This is a genomic window from Clostridium cellulovorans 743B (assembly GCF_000145275.1).
Taxonomy (GTDB): Bacteria; Bacillota; Clostridia; order Clostridiales; family Clostridiaceae; genus Clostridium_K; species Clostridium_K cellulovorans.
Genome location: NC_014393.1, coordinates 1,400,893 through 1,421,097 on the forward strand (window position 1 = coordinate 1,400,893; position 20,205 = coordinate 1,421,097).

A 20,205-nucleotide genomic window follows, 5' to 3' on the forward strand; every position below is an offset into this window, starting at 1 on the left:
TATGAAGAGTATAAATATAAATAAGAGGATACTTCAATCTAATACTGAGTTTGCAGAAAGAAATAGAAAGTTTTTTAACGAAAAAGGTATAGTAGCCGTAAATATTTTTGGTTCTCCAGGAGCAGGTAAAACCTCAATCCTTGAAAAAGTAATTAAAGCTATGAAGGAGAAAATTTCTATTGGGGTTATCGAAGGTGATTTATACACTACAAAGGATGGAGAACGAATTGAAGGGCAAGGTATTCCTGTGGTACAGATTAATACTTGTGGAGCTTGCCACTTAGATGCTGCTATGGTAGAAAAATCAGTGGAAACTATGGCTACTTTAGTTAAGAGAAAAGCTATAGAGAAGAGACTTTATGAAGAAATAAAGTATTTTAAAGATTCTGCACCTTATGAAGGTTTAAAGCATTCAAAACAAGAAAAAACTTTTTCACAAGAGGAAGGCATAGCGAATTTAGATATATTGTTTATAGAGAATATTGGGAATTTAGTATGTCCTGCTTCTTATGATTTAGGAGAGAGCAAAAGAATTACCGTACTTAGCATAACAGAAGGTAATGATAAGCCACTGAAATATCCATCAATATTCAAACAGTCTCAAGCTGTGATTTTAAATAAGATTGATATTCTAAAGTTCACGGATTTTGATTTAGAGGAATTCTATAAAGATATATACACTATAAGTAAGGATATAAAAGTATTTTTAGTGTCAGCACGAACTGGAGAAGGAATAAATGAATTGAGTAGTTACCTATTACAGCTTGGCAATGAAGTTTAAAATTCAAATTGACATAAATTTATTTAGATATTTTAGGTGTGGTTAATAGATAATCTTAGAAAATATATCCACACCTACATTTGTTAGTATTTAAGTGTGGAAAGTTATATTTTTAAGAGTAAATATCAATATATTAATTAGAAGCTTTTGGTATCTAATGTCATATCTATTAAGTTTTAAGGATAAGATTACATATGAAGGTAAAGTAGCAAATTATATTTATTGATTAAGTATATCTAAAAATTCAAACGTTTTCAAAGTATGAATATTATTATTTACTCATATAAACCTAAACAATAGATTTATCAAAATAAGAAACTAGGGTGAAAATATAATTTAATAGGGAGGGAATATTTAATGTGTATTGCAGTACCTCTTGAGGTAATAGAAGTTTATAAGGAAGATGCCTTAGTTCAATATAATGGGGTAAAAATGAAAGTAAATATACTTCTGTTGGAAGATGTTAAAGTAGGAGATTATCTTCTTATTCATGCAGGATGTGCTATAGAAAAACTGGACAAGGTGCAAGGTAAAAAGACCCAGGAACTATTCAAGAAGTTATTTGAGGGATCATTTTTTTCAGAGGGCCATCTATGAAATCTTTAGAAATAGATAGAGAAATAAGGATAATGGAAATTTGCGGTACTCATACTACAACGATTTTAAAAAGCGGAATAAGAAAACTCTTGCCACCAAATATAAAGCTAATAAGCGGTCCAGGATGTCCTGTATGTGTAACTAGTCAAGGGTATATTGATGCAGCTATTAATTTAAGTGAAAAAGAAAATTTAATAATAACAACCTTCGGAGATATGCTTAATGTTCCAGGAAGTATTCCCTTTGAAGATAAGGATGGTTTATTAAATAATGAGAATTCAGATAATCCGTCTAATATAAGAAATATTATTCAAGACCAATATGGAGATAAGGGAAATACTTTTATCTTTAAAGATATTAACTTTAATACAAAGGCTAATTCTCTAATGAACCAAAGGGCGAAGGGAAAAGATGTTAGAGTAATATATTCTCCCTTGGAAGCTTTAAATATTGCTAAAAAGAATCCTAATAAAGAAGTGGTTTTTTTAGCAATAGGTTTTGAAACTACTGCTCCTACTATTGCCCTTACTATTGAGCAAGCTTATCAGGAGAATATAAGAAATTTTAGTGCATTTACTTCCTTAAAGACTATGCCAGAAGCTATAAAAGGTCTCATTTCTGATAAAGAAATTAATGTAGATGGAGTTATTTGTCCAGGGCATGTAAGTACTATTATTGGAGAAAATGCATTTAAATTTATGAGTGAAGAACTCCATATGCCATCAGTAATTGCTGGCTTTGAAGATAGGGATGTTTTGATTGCTGTATGCTTATTAGTGGATATGATAAGAGAAAATAAACATGAATTAAAGAATATTTATGGAAGTGTTGTTAAGTTGGAGGGCAATAAAAAAGCTAAGGAATTGATAAACAAGGTTTTAAATGTTGTTGATAGTAATTGGCGGGGCCTTGGAGAGATAAAAAATAGCGGACTTGCTATTTCAGATAAATATAAAGCTTTTGATGCAGTGATAAAGTTTAATATAAAAGTTCAAGAAGCTCTCTCTGCTAGTGGATGTATTTGTGGTTCTATATTGAAAGGTCAAAAGACGCCAGAGGATTGCAAGCTTTTCGGCAAAAAATGTACTCCTTATAGCCCTTTAGGGGTTTGTATGGTTTCAAAAGAAGGGACTTGTGGAATCCACTATAAGTATTTAAATGATCAGTGAAGCTGTACCTAATCTAATATAAGAAAGGAGACTTTATATGGGAATTATTACATTGGCACATGGCAGTGGTGGGAAGAGTACCCACGAACTTATAGGTAAAATTTTTTATAGGTATTTTAATAATGAAGTGCTTCTTCAACAAGGAGATTCAAGTATAGTTAATAATCTAGCTGGAAAAATTGCTGTAACTACTGATTCTTATATAGTAAGTCCTATGTTTTTTCCAGGTGGAGATATAGGCAAATTATCTGTTTGTGGTACAGTAAATGATTTAGCTGTTAGTGGAGCAAAACCACTTTATATAACTGCAGGTTTTATAATAGAAGAAGGCTTAGAAATTAATACCCTAGAAAAAGTAGTTATTTCTATGTCAGAAACAGCAAAAAGTTGTGGTGTGAAAATCATCGCAGGAGATACAAAGGTCGTTGAAAAAGGAAAAGGGGATAAACTTTATATCAACACAACTGGTCTAGGAATTTTTGAAAAGGGTTATGAGATCTCTGATAAAGGCATAGAAGCTGGTGATAAAGTAATTGTAAGTGGTACCTTGGGAGATCATGGAATGACTATACTTAGCCAGCGTGAAGAAATAAATTTTGAAACTGAGATACAAAGTGATTGTTGTTCGCTTCAATGGTTAATAAAAGATATCTTAGAAGTATCAAGCAATATTAAATTTATCAGAGATATCACTCGAGGTGGGTTAGCTACAACGCTTAATGAAGCTGTAGTAGATACAAAGCACAGTATAATTATTGAGGAAAAATCTATTTTAGTGAGAGAGGATGTAAAGTTTCTTTGTGAGATTTTAGGCTTGGACCCTTTGTATATAGCTAATGAAGGAAAGGCAATGGTTATAGTATCAAAAGAGGATGCTGCAAAAGTTCTGTTTACCATGAGAAAAAATCCTCAAGGAAAAGATTCGCAAGTTATAGGAGAAATAGTTAAGGATGATAAAGGTATGGTTTTTGTAAAAACTCATATAAATGGTACAAGGGTTGTGGGAATGGCAGAAGGTGAACTTATACCTAGGATTTGCTAACGTCTATTAAAATGAATTAAATTAGATTCATAATGTGCATAATAAAAGAAAATAACTATTTCAGCAATGAGGAGAACTGAAAATGAGTAAGCTTAAAAATAAAATACTTCTTATTGTGAGTTTAATTATGATTATTACTATATCGATTTGTAATAATGCAATTGTGATAAAAGCTATATCTAATGGTATTAAAACGGAAACCATTGAAGTAGGGGTAGTATTAAATAATTTTTATAATCCGTATAATTTAAGTATTAAGAAAAGCTTAGAAGATATTGCAAAAGAAAATAATAACAATGTTAAATTTACTTTCTTTGATGGAAAAGGTAATGAAGCTATAGAAAATGAGCTTGTAGGAAAGATGTTTAATGAAAACTATAAACTTTTATTAGTTGCTATTGTTGATAAAAGATCAAGTGAACTGGTATCAAACTTTGTTTCCAAGGCTAAAAATAAAAATGTACCAATAATTTTTATTAACACAACTCCTGCTGATATAGATGTACTTAATGGTTATACAAAAGCTCTTGCTATAAATACTGATTCAATACAAGCAGCTACACTACAAGGAAAGTTAATTGTTGATGCATGGAATACCAACAAGAAAAGTATGGACAAAAACAATGATGATATTTTGCAGTATATTTTGATACAAGGGGAACCAGAGAGTTATGCGGCAATTGTACGCAATCAATATGTTATTCAAACAATCAACAATGCAAGAATAAAAACCGAAGAACTTGCAAAAATCTCAGCTAATTGGAATTCAGACATAGCAGAAGCTGCTATACAACCATTATTTTTTAGATACGGTGATAAAATTGAAGCTATAATTTCAAATAATGATTCAATGGCAATAGGTACAATTAAGGCCCTTCAGAAATATGGCTATAACAAAGGCAATAAGATAAAAACTATTCCTGTTTTTGGAATTGGGGCAGTATCAGAAGCACAAGAATTGATAAAAAAAGGTTTTATGGCTGGTTCTGTTCTGCAAAATCCTCGGTTGCTTGCAGAAGCACTTTATACTGTAGGGATGAATTTAATTTTAAATAAACTTCCACTGGAAGGTACAAATTATAAGTTTGATAAAAGAGGGAAAATAATCCTCATACCTTTTGAAGAATATAAAGGTCAAGACAAAAGCCTAAGTCAGATTGATTTAGGCTTTTAACTTATACATTGAATATATTGTTGTTTATGACGTTTTGAAGTTTGTCACTAGAGTCTTTTATTTGTTTTAGAAGGCTATAAATAGTCGCTATATTAGCGTTAAGTTCTTCAGTAGTTGCTAGCAGTTCTTCTGTAGAAGCAGAATGTTCTTCAGCAATGGAAGCTATACTCTCAGATTCCATGTTGATTTTAGAAAATAAGCTAGCCAAGTTATCAATTTTACTAATCTCTTCAGATATAAATTTATTTATATTATTAAAGGAACTTTGGATCATATTAAAGCTATTATTAACCTGTTCGCCATAGGTCTTACCTTCCTTCATGGCTGTATGGCCTTTATTCACCTCAATAAGTACATTTTGAGTTTTTTCCTTTATTTTAGTAATGATTTTATTAATTTGTTCAACAGTACTTCCACTTTGTTCAGCAAGTTTTCTTACTTCGTCTGCTACCACAGCAAAACCTTTACCTGATTCGCCAGCTCTAGAAGCTTCTATCGATGCATTTAAAGCTAAAAGATTAGTTTGCTCTGAAATTTGAGTTATTCCTATAAGAAAATTATTTACCTCATCCATATTATTACTTAGTTCAATAACCGTTTCATAAGATTTTGATACAGATTCACCAATAATACTTATTTGATTAGCCATTATACTAACCTTTTCAGAGCCTTCACGAACCACTTGATTAGCGTTAGATGAAACATCAGCCAGTTGTTTTGAAAAGTTAGTTATTTCAGAGACCTTTCCATCTGCTTCCTTCATCATACGGTTTATATGATTGACGCTCTCAGTCTGACCAACTACACCTTTCGTGATTTCTTGAACAGTTGTTGCCATAGAATTACTTATTTCATGTACTACACCAACATTATCATTACAGTTAGTAATGTCACTATTTAAAGAGTAGTTGCTTGTGAGGATTACATCCATTGTTTTTTCTAATTCCATTAATAGATTTCTAGCTGTTGTTTCTTTCTCATTAGCAGAAAAAATTAATTTTTCACCCCAATCTGTTAAGAAAAATAGACAAAGGTTAATGATAATAATTAGTATCAAGCTTGGTATAAAATCCTCAGGGTTAAATATAGGCTTCACTAAAACTTGCAATATAATTAAAGCAATAAAAATGACAATTCCGTTAATCAGTACTAATAACTTATTTAAATAAAGGGCTATAATACAAAATGATAGCATCAGCAGCAATATGGATGTTGCTATAGAAGGTGCTACTGGAAAACTAGTAAGCGCATAAATTGTAAAAGCTAGTGTTGCAATATACATAACTTTTTTTTCAAATCCCTGCTTTTTAAAAAATGCTATAGATAAAGCGGCGCCTAAAAAGATAGAGATATTTCCTAATAGTGGTATAGGCTTTTTCAATAATATAGTCATTATAAGGGATGTGAGAGCAAAGAAAATCAGTATATATGAAACAATTTTATTAACTTTCTTTACATGAGTTAATAATTCAGGGTTACTATTCATGGTTATCACCTCTAAAACTTTCTTACGGATAAATATTTTCACAAATAGTATGCCCATTATAGACAATTGTACAAATATAATTATAGGCAAGTTTCAATTTTAAAATAAACGTTGATGTACTATATTAAGGAAAATTTATTATGAAGGTAAATTTATATTGATATGTTATAAAAAAGTTAGTATTCTAAACTTATGTATAAATTTAGGTAAAGAATCTTCATATGCTATGTTGATTTTTCAATATGTCAATAGGATTTTGATCAAGTATCGATAATGGAATGTATATTTAAGGAAAAATGTTAAAGGGAATTTAACAGATGTTTCAAAATTGATTCTAAATTTATATTATGTAATGAAAAGCTTGAAAAAAACTTGAAAAAAGCTTTAATTAACATAACAAATATTATTGGGAAAGCATTTATAAGCAATTTGCTAAAAGAGGGGAACATACATATGAAGAATTATAAGAAAATTTTAAAACCTATAACAGCAATATGCATAGTTTTTGCTTGGTTTTTTATTGGATTTAAGGTTCGTGATTATATGATTGGTTCAGATATAAAATATATTAATGAAGCAAAAAGACTTATTGAAAGTAAGTATTATGGGGACATGCCTCAGATGGATTTGAAGTATTTAGCAGTAAGAGGAATGCTTTATAATTTAGGAGATAAGAGAGCGAATCTTCTAACACCAGAAATAGCAGATAGATACCTACAATATATGGACGGAAATTATGGAGTCATAGGGATTTCTAGTGATATGGAAGATGGTTCTTTTGTTGTTAAAGGAGTAAGAAATGGCGGGCCAGCAGAAAAAGCTGGGATTCTTGAAGGAGATAAAATAGTAGAAATTGATGGGTGGAAAGTGCGAAAGGATTCTACATATTCTGAAAATGCCTATAGAATAATCGGTCCTAAAAATACTGCTGTGAAATTAGTAATAGAAAGAGACGGCGAAAATTTAGATTTTCAAGTTAATAGAGTTCAATTTCAGCTACTTGAGGCAAAAATGATCCATGAAAACATAGGTTATATAAAGTTAAGTTCCTTTAATTTGAACGCAGCAGAATTAATGAAAGAAAGTTTACAAGAAATTAAGGAGAGAAACCCTAAGGGAATCATATGGGATTTGAGAGATAATTCTGGTGGGGAGTTAAATACAGCTGTAACAATAATAAATTATTTTCTAAGTAGTGGAAACATAATCACTACTGAATATAAAGATAGGAAAGGAGCAACTTATGCTGCTGATTCTGAAAAAACAATAGTAGATAAGTTTGTGCCAATTGTAGTACTTGTTAATAGCTCCACTATGTCTGCAGGTGAGGTCAGTGCTTCCGCTATACAAGAAAATGAAAGAGGGATTTTAATAGGAGAGAAGACATATGGAAAAGGAACTATAAATTCAACATATCCTTTATCCGACGGAGCTTTAATGGAGTTAACTGACGGTGCTTGGTATTCCGCTAAAATGAATTCCTATAATCTTATCGGTGTTACACCAAATATTGAGCTAAAGGATGAGATAAAAGATAACACTGACGTAATATTGCAAAGGGCTTTAGAAGTACTTAAGAAATAACATGTTATCGTACAAAAATATAAAATCATGTTATAAAAATATAATACTATATATAAATTTTTATAAAAAATCTTCAAGGTTATATTGTTTTTAATATATCTTTAGGATTTTAATGAAGTTTCATTAATGGAACTTATATAAGAAAAAGATTAGCAAAAAAGAGGTTATATAAAGTGAAATAGCTTTATATAACCTTTAATCTATACATAACAATTATATGTGTTCCAATTAAAAATACACATTGATTATATCAAAAGTATACGGATTTAATGTAGAACTAGCATTGTACAATATAGCTTTAAAAAAATATAAAAAATTTAAACCTATTGTCCATCAATTGCTCCGATAGATTCTAATCTGCCAATGGATTCAAGCCTTCCGATAGATTCTAATCTGCCAATGGATTCAAGTCTTCCGATAGATTCTAATCTACCAATGGATTCAAGTCTTCCGATAGATTCTAATCTACCAATGGATTCGAGTCTTCCGATAGATTCTAATCTACCAATGGATTCAAGTCTTCCGATAGATTCTAATCTGCCAATGGATTCAAGTCTTCCGATAGATTCTAATCTGCCAATGGATTCAAGTCTTCCGATAGACTCCAATCTCCCAATGGACTCAAGTCTTCCAATAGAACTTGTTGTGGAAGTGCTTGTGTTTGATAGAGATGTAAATGCTACTACTGATATAAGTGCAGCTCCAGTGAATAAAGCTAATTTTTTCATATGTACCCCCTCCTTTTACAAGTAAATTATATCAAGGGAAATTTGTGGGTTCAATTAAAATTTGTATAAAAATACAAGACTATTTAAGTTTTATAAATTTTTCTCCATTAAATGGGTTAAAAGGTATGAAAAACTATGTCTAAACTTGTAGAGGGATAAATTCATTGTGTAAAGTTATATTGTATTATGTTGTAAAATATGAGCGTTTTTCTATTTGGAAGTATTGTAGAGGTATTTAACTAGTACAATAGATTAAATTAATTTATAATACAATTAGTAAAATATGAGATACTGTATTATGGAGTTTAAAAATGGGATTAAAAGATGTAAACATGAGGAGTGATTTATATGAGCAAGGTTTTATTAGTAGAGGATGATAGTACCTTGGCATTTGGAATAGAATATACATTAAAAAATGAAGGTTTCGATGTTATATTAGCCGATAATTTAGCTAAAGCTAGAAAAGCTTTTGAAACGGAGAAATTAGATATTGTACTGTTAGATGTAACATTACCTGATGGAAATGGATATGAATTTTGCAGGGAAATAAGAAGCAATTCCACAATGGCTATTATATTTTTAACTTCTTGTAATGATGAAGCAAATGTAGTAATGGGCCTTGATTTAGGTGCAGATGACTATATTTCTAAACCTGTTAGGATAAAAGAGTTAATATCAAGAATCAATGCAGTAATGAGAAGAAATGGCAAGGCCGTGGACTATGCAAATATTATTAAATCAGGGAATATAGAGATTAATGTGCTTAAGGGAAAAGTAAAAAAAGCAGGTAAGGAAATCATATTAACTGCTGTTGAATATAGACTTCTTTTAACTTTAATTGAGCATTCAGAGCAAATATTAAGCAGAAACACTATTTTAGAAAAGTTGTGGGATATAGACGGAGAATTTATCGATGATAATACTCTATCAGTATATATTAGAAGATTAAGAGAAAAAATTGAGGATGACGCTTCGGCTCCTGTACATATTCTTACCGTAAGGGGAGTCGGGTACAAGTGGAATTCTAAAGTTAACTATTAAAACAAATCTTTGTAATTGTGGAGGCTTTATCATGGAGGGTATTTTAAAAAATCCTGAGTTAAAATCAGTTGTAATAAAAATGGTTTTATTACAATTGCTTTTAGCAATATTACTATTTTTTGTAGTAAACACTGGATTAGTTTCTTTGAATAATAAAATAATAGATGAAAATGCTGCATTAGTAGGGCATATACTTTCAGAATATCCGCAAATGGAGGATAATATTGCAGGTTATATAACAAAGGGAGCTGATAAAGAGGAAATAGATAATGGAAGACAAGTTTTAAAAGACTTTGGTTATGAAAAGAATATGCCACTTTCACATCAAACAATGTATAAGGATTCATTTATAAATATACCTATTAAGATAGTTTTGTTAGCACTTATTTACCTTATTCCAATAGTACTATTATTGTTTTTTGAATATAGTAGAATATTTAAAAAAGTAAGAACAATTGCTTTTTCTGCAGATAAGGTTGTGGAAGGAGACTTTAGTATAATACGAAAAGAAAATTTGGAAGGTGAGTTTGGAAAGTTAAGCCATAGTTTTGATGTTATGGCTGAAAGATTAAAATTAAATCTTGAAAAACTAAAGGAAGATAAAGTTTTATTAAAAAACATTATTTCAGATATATCCCATCAATTAAAAACTCCTCTTGCTTCTCTTGTAATATTAAATGACAATTTGCTTCAAGATAAAGATATGGGGGAAGAAATTAGGATGGAGTTTTTGAATAGGAGTAAAGCACAGCTAGACAGAATTGAATGGCTTGTTGAAAATCTTCTTAAAATGGCAAGGCTTGAGGCAGATGCTATAGACTTTCGATACGAAAAAATACAATTATCAGCGCCAGTTCAAGCGTCAGTAAATTATTTAAGAGATTTGTGGAAAGAAAAAAATCAAGAAATAAAGATTAACAGTGAAGATAATATGTTTCTTTACGGAGATGAAGAATGGTTAGAAGAAGCTTTAGCCAATATTATAAAAAATTGTGTTGAGCATACAGGTATAGGTGGCAAGATTGATATTGAGTTAAAAGAAACACCTTTATTTAACAGAATAGTAATAAGAGATACTGGGGAAGGTATAGACCCAAAAGATCTTCCACATGTATTTGAAAGATTCTATAGTGGGAATAATTCAGCTAAGGCAAAAAGTGTAGGTATAGGTCTTTCACTATCAAGGCTTATTATAGAAAAGCAAGGGGGCAGTATTTCGGTTAATAGTGTAAAAGGTGAAGGGACGGAGTTTGTGATAACCTTTCTAAAAGGTATCATTTAGAAAAAAGTAATCTTACAAAATAGTAAGGAAGCAATTCATCTTATAGTAAGGTTCATTAGCTATTATTAATGTATAGTAACTTTTAAACTATATGTTAGGAGGAAATAGTAATGGAAATTTTAAAGACTAAAGATTTGTGTAAGAGCTATGGTAGTGGTGATCTAAAAGTAGAGGCCCTTAAAAATATTAATATTTCAGTTAATCAAGGTGAGTTTGTTGCAATAGTTGGAGCAAGTGGTTCGGGAAAGAGTACTTTGCTTCATCTCCTTGGAGGTATCGATAAACCTACCAGTGGAAGTGTAATTGTTGATGGTTCTGATATATATACCTTAGGTGAGAAGGAACTTGCTGTTTTTAGAAGACGTAAGGTTGGGTTTATATTTCAATCCTATAATCTGATTCCAGTATTAACTGCAGAGGAAAATATGGTAATGCCTTTGCTTTTAGACAATAGAACTGCAGATGAAAAGTATTTTGAGGAGCTACTTACTATTTTAGGCCTTCAGGATAGAAGAAATCATCTTCCGTCAGAATTATCTGGAGGACAACAACAAAGAGTTTCTATAGGAAGGGCTATGGTTTATAAGCCTTCAATAATTCTTGCCGATGAGCCTACAGGAAACTTAGACAGCAAAAATAGCAAGGAAATAATAGAGCTTCTTCAGTACTCTGTTAAAAAGTATCATCAAACCTTGATTGTAATAACACACGATTTAAAAATAGCGGCTGTAGCAGATAGGGTAATAACAATTGATGATGGCTGTGTTGTGAAAAATGAGGTGATGAGAGGATGAAGAATTATTCAGAAATCACGAAAAAGTATCTTAAGTTCCAAAAGAGTAGAACCTTACTTAGTATAATTGGTATCATCCTCTCAGTTACATTAATTACATCAGTGGGAACTTTAGCCGTAAGCATAAGAGATAAAATGATTAGAGAAACCAAGCAGGAATATGGAGATTACCATGTGGCGTTTAATGGAATCTCTGGAAATGCTGCAAATAAAGTAATGAATAATTTTGAAGTTCTAAACTATGGTATTATAAGCCGAGAAAATTTTGCAATAATTAATAAAACCAGCGAAAAAGAAATGTCAGAGAACAGATGGGCGGCACCTTATAGGTATTTAAATATTAAAGGCTATGATAAAAATGCAATGGCTATGCTTAAAGTAGAAGCCAAATATGGAAGATTACCCGAAAACTCAAGGGAGATAGCATTAGATCAGTGGATTTTAGAATACATGGAAAACAAACCGCAAATCGGAAGTAAAATAAAATTAACTGTTGGAAAAAGGATAAACACAGAGAATGGTAAAGAAATTGCCGTTAATACACTTGGTGATGTCGATTGGAGCGCTGAAGAAAGATTCCAAGTTGAGGCTGAAAAAGAATATACTGTTGTAGGCTTTTTAGAGAATAAAGGAATATTTCAATCAGATGCATTTATTGCTAAGGCTATAACCTTTGATGATTACAAGAGTATAAGTGATGATAAAAAATATTTCTTATATTTACAAATGAAATCAATGAATAATATAGAAATGAAAGCTGAAAAAATAGCTGCAGGTATTAATATTTCTGATGTTACCAGTGAAAAAGCAGGAAAACTGGAGGCCCCTAATTTTGGAACTAATGATTTTAATATTCAATATAATAATAGTCTGTTAAGTCTATATGGGAAGAGTATATATGAAGGCGTAAATTCTAGTATGTTCTGGGGCTTTATAATTGCATTTGCATTAATTGTTATTTGTACTATAGCTATAATTTATAATTCTTTTAATATTTCAGTTCTTGAGAGGATTTCACAATATGGAACCTTAAGATGTGTTGGAGCTTCAGAAAAGCAGATAAGAAAAATTGTATATAAAGAAGCGTTCTTCCTAAGTGCAATTGGTATTCCTATTGGTCTCAGTTTAGGAACTCTAGTAATGAAGTTTATATTTTATATTATTGGCTTTCTTAGTTTAGGATCTTTTTATGATATTAGAATGGTGATTTCGCCTTTAGTTATTATACTAAGTGGTATCCTTGGAGTTTTTACTGTTTTCATTTCAGCAGTTGGACCAGCTAATCAGGCAGCTAAGGTTTCACCTCTTGAAGCTGTAAAAAATTCAGGTAGTACAAAGGTTGAAAAAATAAAGAAAATCAAAAAATCATTATTTGTAAAATATATATTTGGTATAGAAGGGCAATTTGCAAACAGAAATATAAGAAGGAACAAAACCAGGTTTAGGATAACTGTTTTTTCAATGATAATCAGTATAGTTTTATATATTGTTACGTCTGGAATAATGGGCTATGCCTTCAAAACTGGATTGGCAGAGGTAGGTAAAAGCTATACGTATCATTTCTATAATACTTATGGGTTTTACGATAATCAGCAATCAAATGGTATAGATAAATCAATATATTTAAATATTAAAAATTTTAATTCAGTGGAAAAATCTTATCCCCTTTATATATCTGATTCAACGATACTGCTGCCAACGGAAAAAGTTACCCACAAATATTATGAACTTAGAAAAGATAATTTTGTTGTGAAGGAAGGAAATGCTTATAGGATTGGAGGAAATAGTTTTGTATCTTATGGGGATGAAGGTCTAGAGGAACTAAAGAAAAATCTTAGTGTTGGTACTACTGATAAGGATGTTTTAAATAAAGAAAAGGGAGTTGTTCTAGTAAACACATCTAAAATATATGGAGAAAAAGGTAACAGTGTCGTAACCGATGTGACCAATTATAAAGTTGGAGACGAAATAGAAATAAAGATTGAAAGTGCAGGAGATAATAAGTATAAAAAGGTTAAAATAGTTGGTATAGCTGATAAAAGTATTTTAACTGATAAATATAATGAGAATGCAGGACTAATAATGATAACAACCCCTGAGGTGTATAAAGATGTTACAGGCAAGGATAATATTTCACATATATTTGTTGTAGCTAAGCCCGAGGTTTCACACACTGAAATCACTGAGTATTTTAAGGAAATGCAAAGAAATAATGCGGCTTATGGATATACTGATAATGAGAAAGCTAGCAAGGAAAATAAGGATACAAAGATGATATTAAGTATTTTGCTTTATGGCTTTATATTTGTAGTAGCGTTTATTGGATGCTTAAATATCTCAAACACTATAAGTACCAACTTAATATTGAGAATTAAGGAATTTGCAGTACTTAAGGCAATAGGAATGACCCAGGAGGCTATTAGGAAAATGATATTGTTAGAGGGGTTGTTGTATGGCTTAGTATCTGCATTATACGGAACTATCATAGGAACTATTGTCTACTATATAGTGTTTAAAATACTGGCAGGAGTTTCAGAGATTCCATGGACTATGCCATGGAAAGATATTATAGTGGCTGCAGTTAGCTCTATATTAATAACTGCTATATGGAGTCTATTATCAATGAGAAAAGTTAATTTTGGGATAATAGCTGATGACTTAAGGAAAGAAAACTAAGGTTTAAGTTTAGTTGTTTATAATTTTATATTCAATTTTGTTGTATCTTTCTTTAATAGCGAATAAAAACATGATAAAGACAGCACTAATATATGCGAATATTAGTGTTGTTTTTAATGTTACTTATTATGAGGTTTTCCCGTTTTGTACCTAAAAACGGAAGCAGCTACGCTTTATATAATCCATTTAAAGTAGACAACGTAAATATAAAAACGTGCTACTTGGGAGATAGAGCATATCATTTCTACTTCCATAAATACACTTTAAAAGAATATTATATATAATCTCAAAATATACTCTTATAAATAAAAGTTATTGTACCATTTTCTAGTAGAATAAAAAGTCCTAACCCTATAAATATTATTGGAATGAAGATGTGATTGTATTTTTCGATATTTCTCTGAACAAAAGGATATTCTGCTAAGCTTTTACCAATAAAACACCATAGTGCTGTAAGAAATATAAACATTACTACAGTTACAAAAATACCTATTAAATTCATACTTGTAAAAAGAGGTATATAAATTCCAATGTTATCTCCACCGTTAGCAAAAGTTATACTGGCTACTTTAAAAACACTTGGATTAATAAAGTTTTTGATAAAAGTTATTATACTATTTTCCTTTATATCAGTAGTTTCTTCTAATTTATTATTCTCACCGTTCTGATTTTCTGGATTTTTATTGTCCTTACTTTCTTTTTTATAGTCAGTATATGCTTTTATGCCTAAATATATAGGAACTAATCCAAGTAAGCCTACATATTCATGGGGAATTACTGATATACCTAAAGCTCCCACTATACTTATTGCTGTTAAAGCTCCTATTCCTAAATACTGTCCAATAATGATATGACGTGTATTCATAATACTATTTACTTGTGAGAAAAACAGCATGAGTACAAATATATCATCAATATTTGTACTTACAAATGAAATAAAAGCCGTTATTACTGTACTAAACAAATACTTTCCCCACTTATATGTTTTAGTTAATAATAGCAGTTTTGATGCGTAATAGTTTATAATTGTATACTAAATTATAGCATATGGTAAAATTTATATCACATTTTAATATAGGCTTAAAACATATCTTAAAATAAAAGAGAACCATTGAAACTAAATTAATTTCAAAAGGATATTAGGGATTAGAAACATATTTGTATAACTGCGATTAAAATAGCCTAAGGTCGTTGTTGAAATGTTTTCACTTGTATACAAAATTCACTTTACATATTAAAAAAAGTATATTAATATAAAATTATACAAGAATATATTTACATAAAGTATATTATCTAGGGGGAATGAAAAAATGTTAAAAAGTAAAAAGATTTTAAGTACTATGATTGCGACTCTTGTGCTTAGTGGCGCAATAGTTGGAAACGTTACGACAACTCAAAATGTAAATGCAGCAGTTAGCGGGGAGAAAGCTATTGGTTATGGTGCAAATGCTACTGGTGGTGGAGATACAAAGAATATTTTCTATGTAAACACAAAGAAAGAATTATTAGCTGCAATATCAGCTAAGATAAAAGATGCTAAAGGAACAGTAATAACTGATGCACCAAAAATAATAGTTATACAAAAGGATATTAATCTTTGTAGTGATTCTACAGGTAAAGAATATATTCCAGGAGTTTCAGACCCAAAAACTATGCCATGGAAAAGTGGTTCTGATATGGCTAGCGATGTTATTGTAAGAGTAAAATCAAACACAACGCTTATAGGTAAAGATGGTGGTGTAACACTATCTGGTGGTGGAATAAAACTTGGTACTGGAACAAATAATGTTGTAATTAAGAATATAAGCTTTGAAGATGCTTACGACTTCTTCCCAATATGGAGCAGTAATGAATGGAACACAGAACTTGATAATATGTGTGTAGAAGGGGCTACAAATGTTTGGATAGATCACTGTACTTTTTCTGATGGAAAAAATCCTGAAAAAGCTAAAGGCTGTACAGATAAAAATACTCCAATACACCATGATGGATTATTAGACGTTAAAGCTGGAGCAGATAATGTATCTATATCTCATTGTCTTTTTAAGGATCATTTAAAAGTTGATCTTTTAGGATCTTCAGATAAAGCAGAAAGTAAAGATGGTGGAAAGTTACATGTAACTTTCTATGAAAATTATTATACAAATACTCATGAAAGATTACCAAGAGTAAGATTTGGACATGTTCATGCTTTAAATAATTATTATGAAGCAACTGGACAAGATTCTATTGCTTATGTTTTTGGAATGGGATTAAAGAGTACATTATATTCAGAAGGCAACATATTTAATCTAAATCCAACAGATATGGCTAATAACAAAACTACTGTAATGAGAAGTATGAATACAGGTACACCTACATATTACTTCCAAGAAGCAGGAAGTATCTTAAATGGTAATGTATACCCAACTCAAGTTCTTGGTGCAAGCAAGCCAGCATATGATACAACTGCAAAACCAGGATATAGTTATGTTCCAAAAGTAGTAACAGTAAGCAACTATAAAACTATTGCGCAAGAAATTGTTAATAATGCTGGAGCAGGTAAATAATATATCATTCTAAAGTAACCATAGAATTAATTACAAATGAAGGCCGAGGAGCTATCCTCGGCTATATTATTTTAATTTTAAGAGTATATTCTATAACTTATGAGATGGTGCTATAAATACAAGGTCATCCTCATAGATATTATTTTAAAAGGGGTATATAAAAGTGATAAGCATTTTTGTCTAAGCTAGAAAACAATTATCTATTTTAGAAGGAAAGTATTGAAAAATCGTAAAAAATAATGTAATATTACAATATAAACACGCGTTTACAAAAATAAGAAGGTGAGCTTTGATGAATAGTAATGACATAGCAAAACTTGCAGGGGTTTCAAGGAGCACTGTTTCAAGAGTAATTAATAATTATCCTAATGTTCCAGATGAGACTAGGCAAAAAGTATTAAAGGTAATAGAGGAATATAATTATGTACCACATGCATCTGCTAGAATGCTTGCAGGGGCCCAAAATAGAATTATTGGGCTATTTATTATTGATATGAGACCAGAAATTGATGATAAAGGAAAAAGAATTACAGCATGCCAATATTTTCTCGAATTTACAAGCTCAGTAGTTGAAACTGCTAGTATACTAGGATATAAAGTGCTTGTATTTTTAGTTAATAAGCCAAGTCTATATAAAGAGGTCAAAGAAACTTTTTATGATAATACAATTGCGGCAGGAATATTTATTGGACAAAATAACGATGATCCAATAATTAGAGAAATAATAAGTGCAGGGTACAAAGTTGCATTAGTAGATCAATCTGTTAAATCAGATGAAAGTATCTATAATAAATGCATAATTGTAAATGCTGATAATTATAGTGGAGCTTATAGAGCAACAAAATACTTAATTGATCTTAATCATAAAAGCATTGCTCATATCACTGGCGAAAAAGAAAAAATTTCATCTGTTGAAAGAGTTAAAGGATATAAGCAAGCACTAATAGATGCCAATATTCCTATTGTAAATAGTTTAATTGTTAAATCAGATTTTACAGAACAAGGTGGATATATAGCAGCTAAAAAGTTACTTGCAAAGACACAGCCGTCAGCTATATTTGTAAGTAATGACAATATGGCAATTGGAGCATTAAAGGCTATAGATGAAATTGGATTAAAAGTTCCAGAAGATATTTCAATAGTGGGCTTTGATGACATCGAAGTTGCTAAGTATTTAACTGTACCATTGACAACTATAAAAATTACATTTGCGGAGATGGCTGCAGTTGCTGTAAAGGCGATTGTTAATTTAACTGAAAATAATATAAATTTTTCAGCAAATTATATAGTGCCTGTGGAACTTATAAAAAGAAAATCTTGTATTGAATTAAAAGGTTCTATATAAAAAGCAACGCAGTTATTAGTTTTCTTAGATAAACTTTTTCTGAAAGATCAGCGCAAAACTTGGTTAGTAGTTGAATTAATGCAAAAAGTCTATAGCAAACTTAAGATTTCATCATTTGCATTAATTTAACATATAGCCACAACTTTAAATATATAAACAAGGCTAAAATATATAAACAAGGCTAAAATATATATGTGTTGTTTATTTATAAGAGGTATGCTTAAACTAAAATTTATAGACATATCTTGTAAAGAATATATTTTATCGCTACTTTACACTGGAACATAGATAGAATTAATTTGCTTTAAAATAAACACGCGTTTATAAAAAGTATAATTTGAGTAATTATACTAAGTAGCAACTATGATGAGGGGGATTGCAATAGAAACGATGCAAAGAATATTGCATAAAAGATCGGAGATTCTATCATATTTGTTAATCTATACATAAGTAAGTTAAAAATCAAATTTTATCAAGATTATTATGGATGATTAAGATTAAGAAAACGGGGGTAAAGAAGGATATGAAAAAGATAGGAGCAACACTAGCCATTGCAAGTATAGCAGTAAGCAGTATTTCATCGATAAGTGCCTATGCAGCAGATACTGCAACTAATGGTGCATATTATACAAATACATATAGAAATTTATTTGTTGAATCAGGAAAAACACAAGCACAGGTAGACGAAAAGATTAACAAGATGTTTAATCAATACTTCTATGGAAATGACGATCAAAGGATATATTATCCTGTGGGAACTGACATGGGATACATAAAAGATATAGGAAACAACGATGTAAGAACTGAAGCTATGTCATATGGTATGATGATTGCTGTTCAGTTAGATAAAAAAGATGAGTTTGATAGGATATGGAAGTGGGCAAGAACCTATATGTATCATCCAGATGGACAATTTAAAGGTTACTTTGCTTGGCAGTGTGATACAAATGGTAAAATATTAGACAATACACCAGCTCCAGATGGAGAAGAATACTTTGTAATGTCTCTACTTTTTGCAGCAAACCGTTGGGGAAATGGTTCAGGTATATTTAATTATAAAGCTGAGGCTCAAGGAATAATGGATGCGATGCTACACCAAGCTGATGATGGGGTAGGCGTAAACTTTTTTAATTCTACAAATAATCAAATAGTATTTTGTCCTATTCCGGATGTAGCAACATTTACAGATCCATCATATCATTTACCAGCCTTTTATGACCTTTGGGCTTTATGGGCTGATAAAGATAATGATAGATGGGCTACTATAGCAAAAACTAGTAGAGAATTTTTTAAGAAAACAGTGCACCCAACTACAGGACTTAGTCCAGAATATGCTAACTTTGATGGATCACCAAAGGAAGTGTCATGGATTTCAGGACGTGGAAACTACAGCTATGATGCTTGGCGTACAATCGCAAATAGTTCAGTAGATTACGCTTGGTGGGGAAAAGATCCATGGCAACAAACCTTTGCAAATAATCTTCAGAACTTCTTCTATAGCCAAGGACTTAGCAGTTATGTTGATAAGTATACTGTAAGTGGTACAAAAGTAGGCGTTGACCATTCTGTAGGGGTAGTAGCAATGAATGCTGTAGGAAGTTTAGCAGCTACAAACAGTCATGCTACTGAATTTGTTAATGAATTATGGAATACTTATGCACCTACTGGTACATGGCGTTACTTTAACGGCTCATTATATCTGTTAGGATTATTAGAGTGTAGTGGTAACTTTAAGATATGGAAACCACAACAAGTGAAACCAATACCTTTAGCTGGTGATGTTAATGGTGATGGTAAGGTTAATGCTATAGATCTTGCAGTATTAAAGAGTCATTTATTAGGAAATAATGTAGCTATAAATAAGGATAACGCAAATCTTAATGGCGATTCAGCGATTAATGCAATTGATTTAGCTTTATTGAAAAAGAAGATTTTAGGATAATTATTTTATAAATACC

Annotated in this window: 16 protein-coding genes; 13 read left to right on the top strand and 3 right to left on the bottom strand. The window is 30.7% G+C overall.

Annotation, left to right across the window (positions count from 1 at the left end; all coding sequences use genetic code 11):
* The first annotated feature begins 1 nt into the window (after position 1).
* The 5 genes from hypB (at position 2) to CLOCEL_RS05805 (ending at position 4,763) form a co-directional block, all read left to right on the top strand.
* Positions 2 to 781: a hydrogenase nickel incorporation protein HypB gene (gene hypB, locus CLOCEL_RS05785; RefSeq protein WP_010076231.1), complete on the top strand. Its 780-nt coding sequence runs from the start codon at positions 2 to 4 to the stop codon at positions 779 to 781.
* 357 nt (positions 782 to 1,138) lie between these two features.
* On the top strand, positions 1,139 to 1,378 hold the full coding sequence (locus CLOCEL_RS05790) for a HypC/HybG/HupF family hydrogenase formation chaperone (protein ID WP_010076230.1): 240 nt from the start codon (positions 1,139 to 1,141) through the stop codon (positions 1,376 to 1,378).
* Positions 1,375 to 2,547: a hydrogenase formation protein HypD gene (hypD, locus tag CLOCEL_RS05795; RefSeq protein ID WP_010076229.1), complete on the top strand. Its 1,173-nt coding sequence runs from the start codon at positions 1,375 to 1,377 to the stop codon at positions 2,545 to 2,547. Before CLOCEL_RS05790 ends, hypD begins: the two co-directional genes overlap by 4 nt.
* Before the next feature lie 37 nt (positions 2,548 to 2,584).
* Positions 2,585 to 3,589: a hydrogenase expression/formation protein HypE gene (gene hypE, locus CLOCEL_RS05800; protein ID WP_010076228.1), complete on the top strand. Its 1,005-nt coding sequence runs from the start codon at positions 2,585 to 2,587 to the stop codon at positions 3,587 to 3,589.
* An 82-nt stretch (positions 3,590 to 3,671) separates the two neighbouring features.
* Positions 3,672 to 4,763 carry a galactose ABC transporter substrate-binding protein gene (locus CLOCEL_RS05805; protein ID WP_010076227.1) on the top strand — a complete coding sequence of 364 codons (1,092 nt, stop codon included), beginning with the start codon at positions 3,672 to 3,674 and terminating at the stop codon, positions 4,761 to 4,763.
* Between the two features lies 1 nt (position 4,764).
* Here the strand turns inward: CLOCEL_RS05805 and CLOCEL_RS05810 are convergent, their stop codons facing one another.
* Positions 4,765 to 6,249, bottom strand: coding sequence for a methyl-accepting chemotaxis protein (locus CLOCEL_RS05810; RefSeq protein ID WP_010076226.1), 1,485 nt, complete (start codon positions 6,247 to 6,249; stop codon positions 4,765 to 4,767).
* A gap of 453 nt (positions 6,250 to 6,702) precedes the next feature.
* On the opposite strand from CLOCEL_RS05810, the gene CLOCEL_RS05815 reads away from it, so the two are divergent.
* Positions 6,703 to 7,833: a S41 family peptidase gene (locus CLOCEL_RS05815; RefSeq protein WP_010076225.1), complete on the top strand. Its 1,131-nt coding sequence runs from the start codon at positions 6,703 to 6,705 to the stop codon at positions 7,831 to 7,833.
* Between the two features lie 323 nt (positions 7,834 to 8,156).
* On the opposite strand, the gene CLOCEL_RS05820 is transcribed toward CLOCEL_RS05815, so the two are convergent.
* Positions 8,157 to 8,561, bottom strand: a complete 405-nt coding sequence (locus CLOCEL_RS05820; RefSeq protein ID WP_013291648.1) for a hypothetical protein — start codon at positions 8,559 to 8,561, stop codon at positions 8,157 to 8,159.
* A gap of 348 nt (positions 8,562 to 8,909) precedes the next feature.
* On the opposite strand from CLOCEL_RS05820, the gene CLOCEL_RS05825 reads away from it, so the two are divergent.
* The 4 genes from CLOCEL_RS05825 to CLOCEL_RS05840 all read left to right on the top strand — a co-directional run bounded on the left by CLOCEL_RS05825 (position 8,910) and on the right by CLOCEL_RS05840 (position 14,353).
* Complete coding sequence (locus CLOCEL_RS05825) at positions 8,910 to 9,602, top strand: response regulator transcription factor (protein WP_010076223.1); 693 nt, start codon at positions 8,910 to 8,912, stop codon at positions 9,600 to 9,602.
* Positions 9,603 to 9,633: 31 nt separating this feature from the next.
* Entirely contained in the window at positions 9,634 to 10,884 is a 1,251-nt protein-coding gene (locus tag CLOCEL_RS05830; protein WP_010076222.1) for a HAMP domain-containing sensor histidine kinase, read from the top strand.
* Between the two features lie 110 nt (positions 10,885 to 10,994).
* On the top strand, positions 10,995 to 11,678 hold the full coding sequence (locus CLOCEL_RS05835; RefSeq protein ID WP_010076221.1) for an ABC transporter ATP-binding protein: 684 nt from the start codon (positions 10,995 to 10,997) through the stop codon (positions 11,676 to 11,678).
* Complete coding sequence (locus tag CLOCEL_RS05840; RefSeq protein ID WP_010076220.1) at positions 11,675 to 14,353, top strand: ABC transporter permease; 2,679 nt, start codon at positions 11,675 to 11,677, stop codon at positions 14,351 to 14,353. The genes CLOCEL_RS05835 and CLOCEL_RS05840 overlap by 4 nt, the downstream gene beginning before the upstream one ends.
* A 286-nt stretch (positions 14,354 to 14,639) precedes the next feature.
* Here CLOCEL_RS05840 and CLOCEL_RS05845 read toward each other — a convergent pair whose 3' ends face one another.
* Positions 14,640 to 15,317: a cadmium resistance transporter gene (locus CLOCEL_RS05845; protein WP_010076219.1), complete on the bottom strand. Its 678-nt coding sequence runs from the start codon at positions 15,315 to 15,317 to the stop codon at positions 14,640 to 14,642.
* Positions 15,318 to 15,663: 346 nt separating this feature from the next.
* Here CLOCEL_RS05845 and CLOCEL_RS05850 point away from each other — a divergent pair, with 346 nt between their 5' ends.
* From CLOCEL_RS05850 to CLOCEL_RS05860, 3 genes are all read left to right on the top strand, one after another.
* Positions 15,664 to 16,902, top strand: a complete 1,239-nt coding sequence (locus tag CLOCEL_RS05850) for a pectate lyase family protein (protein ID WP_010076218.1) — start codon at positions 15,664 to 15,666, stop codon at positions 16,900 to 16,902.
* 292 nt (positions 16,903 to 17,194) lie between these two features.
* Positions 17,195 to 18,247, top strand: coding sequence for a LacI family DNA-binding transcriptional regulator (locus CLOCEL_RS05855; RefSeq protein ID WP_010076217.1), 1,053 nt, complete (start codon positions 17,195 to 17,197; stop codon positions 18,245 to 18,247).
* A gap of 523 nt (positions 18,248 to 18,770) precedes the next feature.
* On the top strand, positions 18,771 to 20,189 hold the full coding sequence (locus CLOCEL_RS05860) for a glycosyl hydrolase family 8 (protein WP_010076216.1): 1,419 nt from the start codon (positions 18,771 to 18,773) through the stop codon (positions 20,187 to 20,189).
* Positions 20,190 to 20,205: the final 16 nt, after the last annotated feature.

What these genes read in the sequence shown, in the direction of transcription:
- hypB (WP_010076231.1), top strand. Translation starts at nt 2, where the DNA reads ATGAAGAGTATAAATATAAATAAGAGGATACTTCAATCTAATACTGAG.
- CLOCEL_RS05790 (WP_010076230.1), top strand. Translation starts at nt 1,139, where the DNA reads ATGTGTATTGCAGTACCTCTTGAGGTAATAGAAGTTTATAAGGAAGAT.
- hypD (WP_010076229.1), top strand. Translation starts at nt 1,375, where the DNA reads ATGAAATCTTTAGAAATAGATAGAGAAATAAGGATAATGGAAATTTGC.
- hypE (WP_010076228.1), top strand. Translation starts at nt 2,585, where the DNA reads ATGGGAATTATTACATTGGCACATGGCAGTGGTGGGAAGAGTACCCAC.
- CLOCEL_RS05805 (WP_010076227.1), top strand. Translation starts at nt 3,672, where the DNA reads ATGAGTAAGCTTAAAAATAAAATACTTCTTATTGTGAGTTTAATTATG.
- CLOCEL_RS05810 (WP_010076226.1), bottom strand. Translation starts at nt 6,249, where the DNA reads ATGAATAGTAACCCTGAATTATTAACTCATGTAAAGAAAGTTAATAAA.
- CLOCEL_RS05815 (WP_010076225.1), top strand. Translation starts at nt 6,703, where the DNA reads ATGAAGAATTATAAGAAAATTTTAAAACCTATAACAGCAATATGCATA.
- CLOCEL_RS05820 (WP_013291648.1), bottom strand. Translation starts at nt 8,561, where the DNA reads ATGAAAAAATTAGCTTTATTCACTGGAGCTGCACTTATATCAGTAGTA.
- CLOCEL_RS05825 (WP_010076223.1), top strand. Translation starts at nt 8,910, where the DNA reads ATGAGCAAGGTTTTATTAGTAGAGGATGATAGTACCTTGGCATTTGGA.
- CLOCEL_RS05830 (WP_010076222.1), top strand. Translation starts at nt 9,634, where the DNA reads ATGGAGGGTATTTTAAAAAATCCTGAGTTAAAATCAGTTGTAATAAAA.
- CLOCEL_RS05835 (WP_010076221.1), top strand. Translation starts at nt 10,995, where the DNA reads ATGGAAATTTTAAAGACTAAAGATTTGTGTAAGAGCTATGGTAGTGGT.
- CLOCEL_RS05840 (WP_010076220.1), top strand. Translation starts at nt 11,675, where the DNA reads ATGAAGAATTATTCAGAAATCACGAAAAAGTATCTTAAGTTCCAAAAG.
- CLOCEL_RS05850 (WP_010076218.1), top strand. Translation starts at nt 15,664, where the DNA reads ATGTTAAAAAGTAAAAAGATTTTAAGTACTATGATTGCGACTCTTGTG.
- CLOCEL_RS05855 (WP_010076217.1), top strand. Translation starts at nt 17,195, where the DNA reads ATGAATAGTAATGACATAGCAAAACTTGCAGGGGTTTCAAGGAGCACT.
- CLOCEL_RS05860 (WP_010076216.1), top strand. Translation starts at nt 18,771, where the DNA reads ATGAAAAAGATAGGAGCAACACTAGCCATTGCAAGTATAGCAGTAAGC.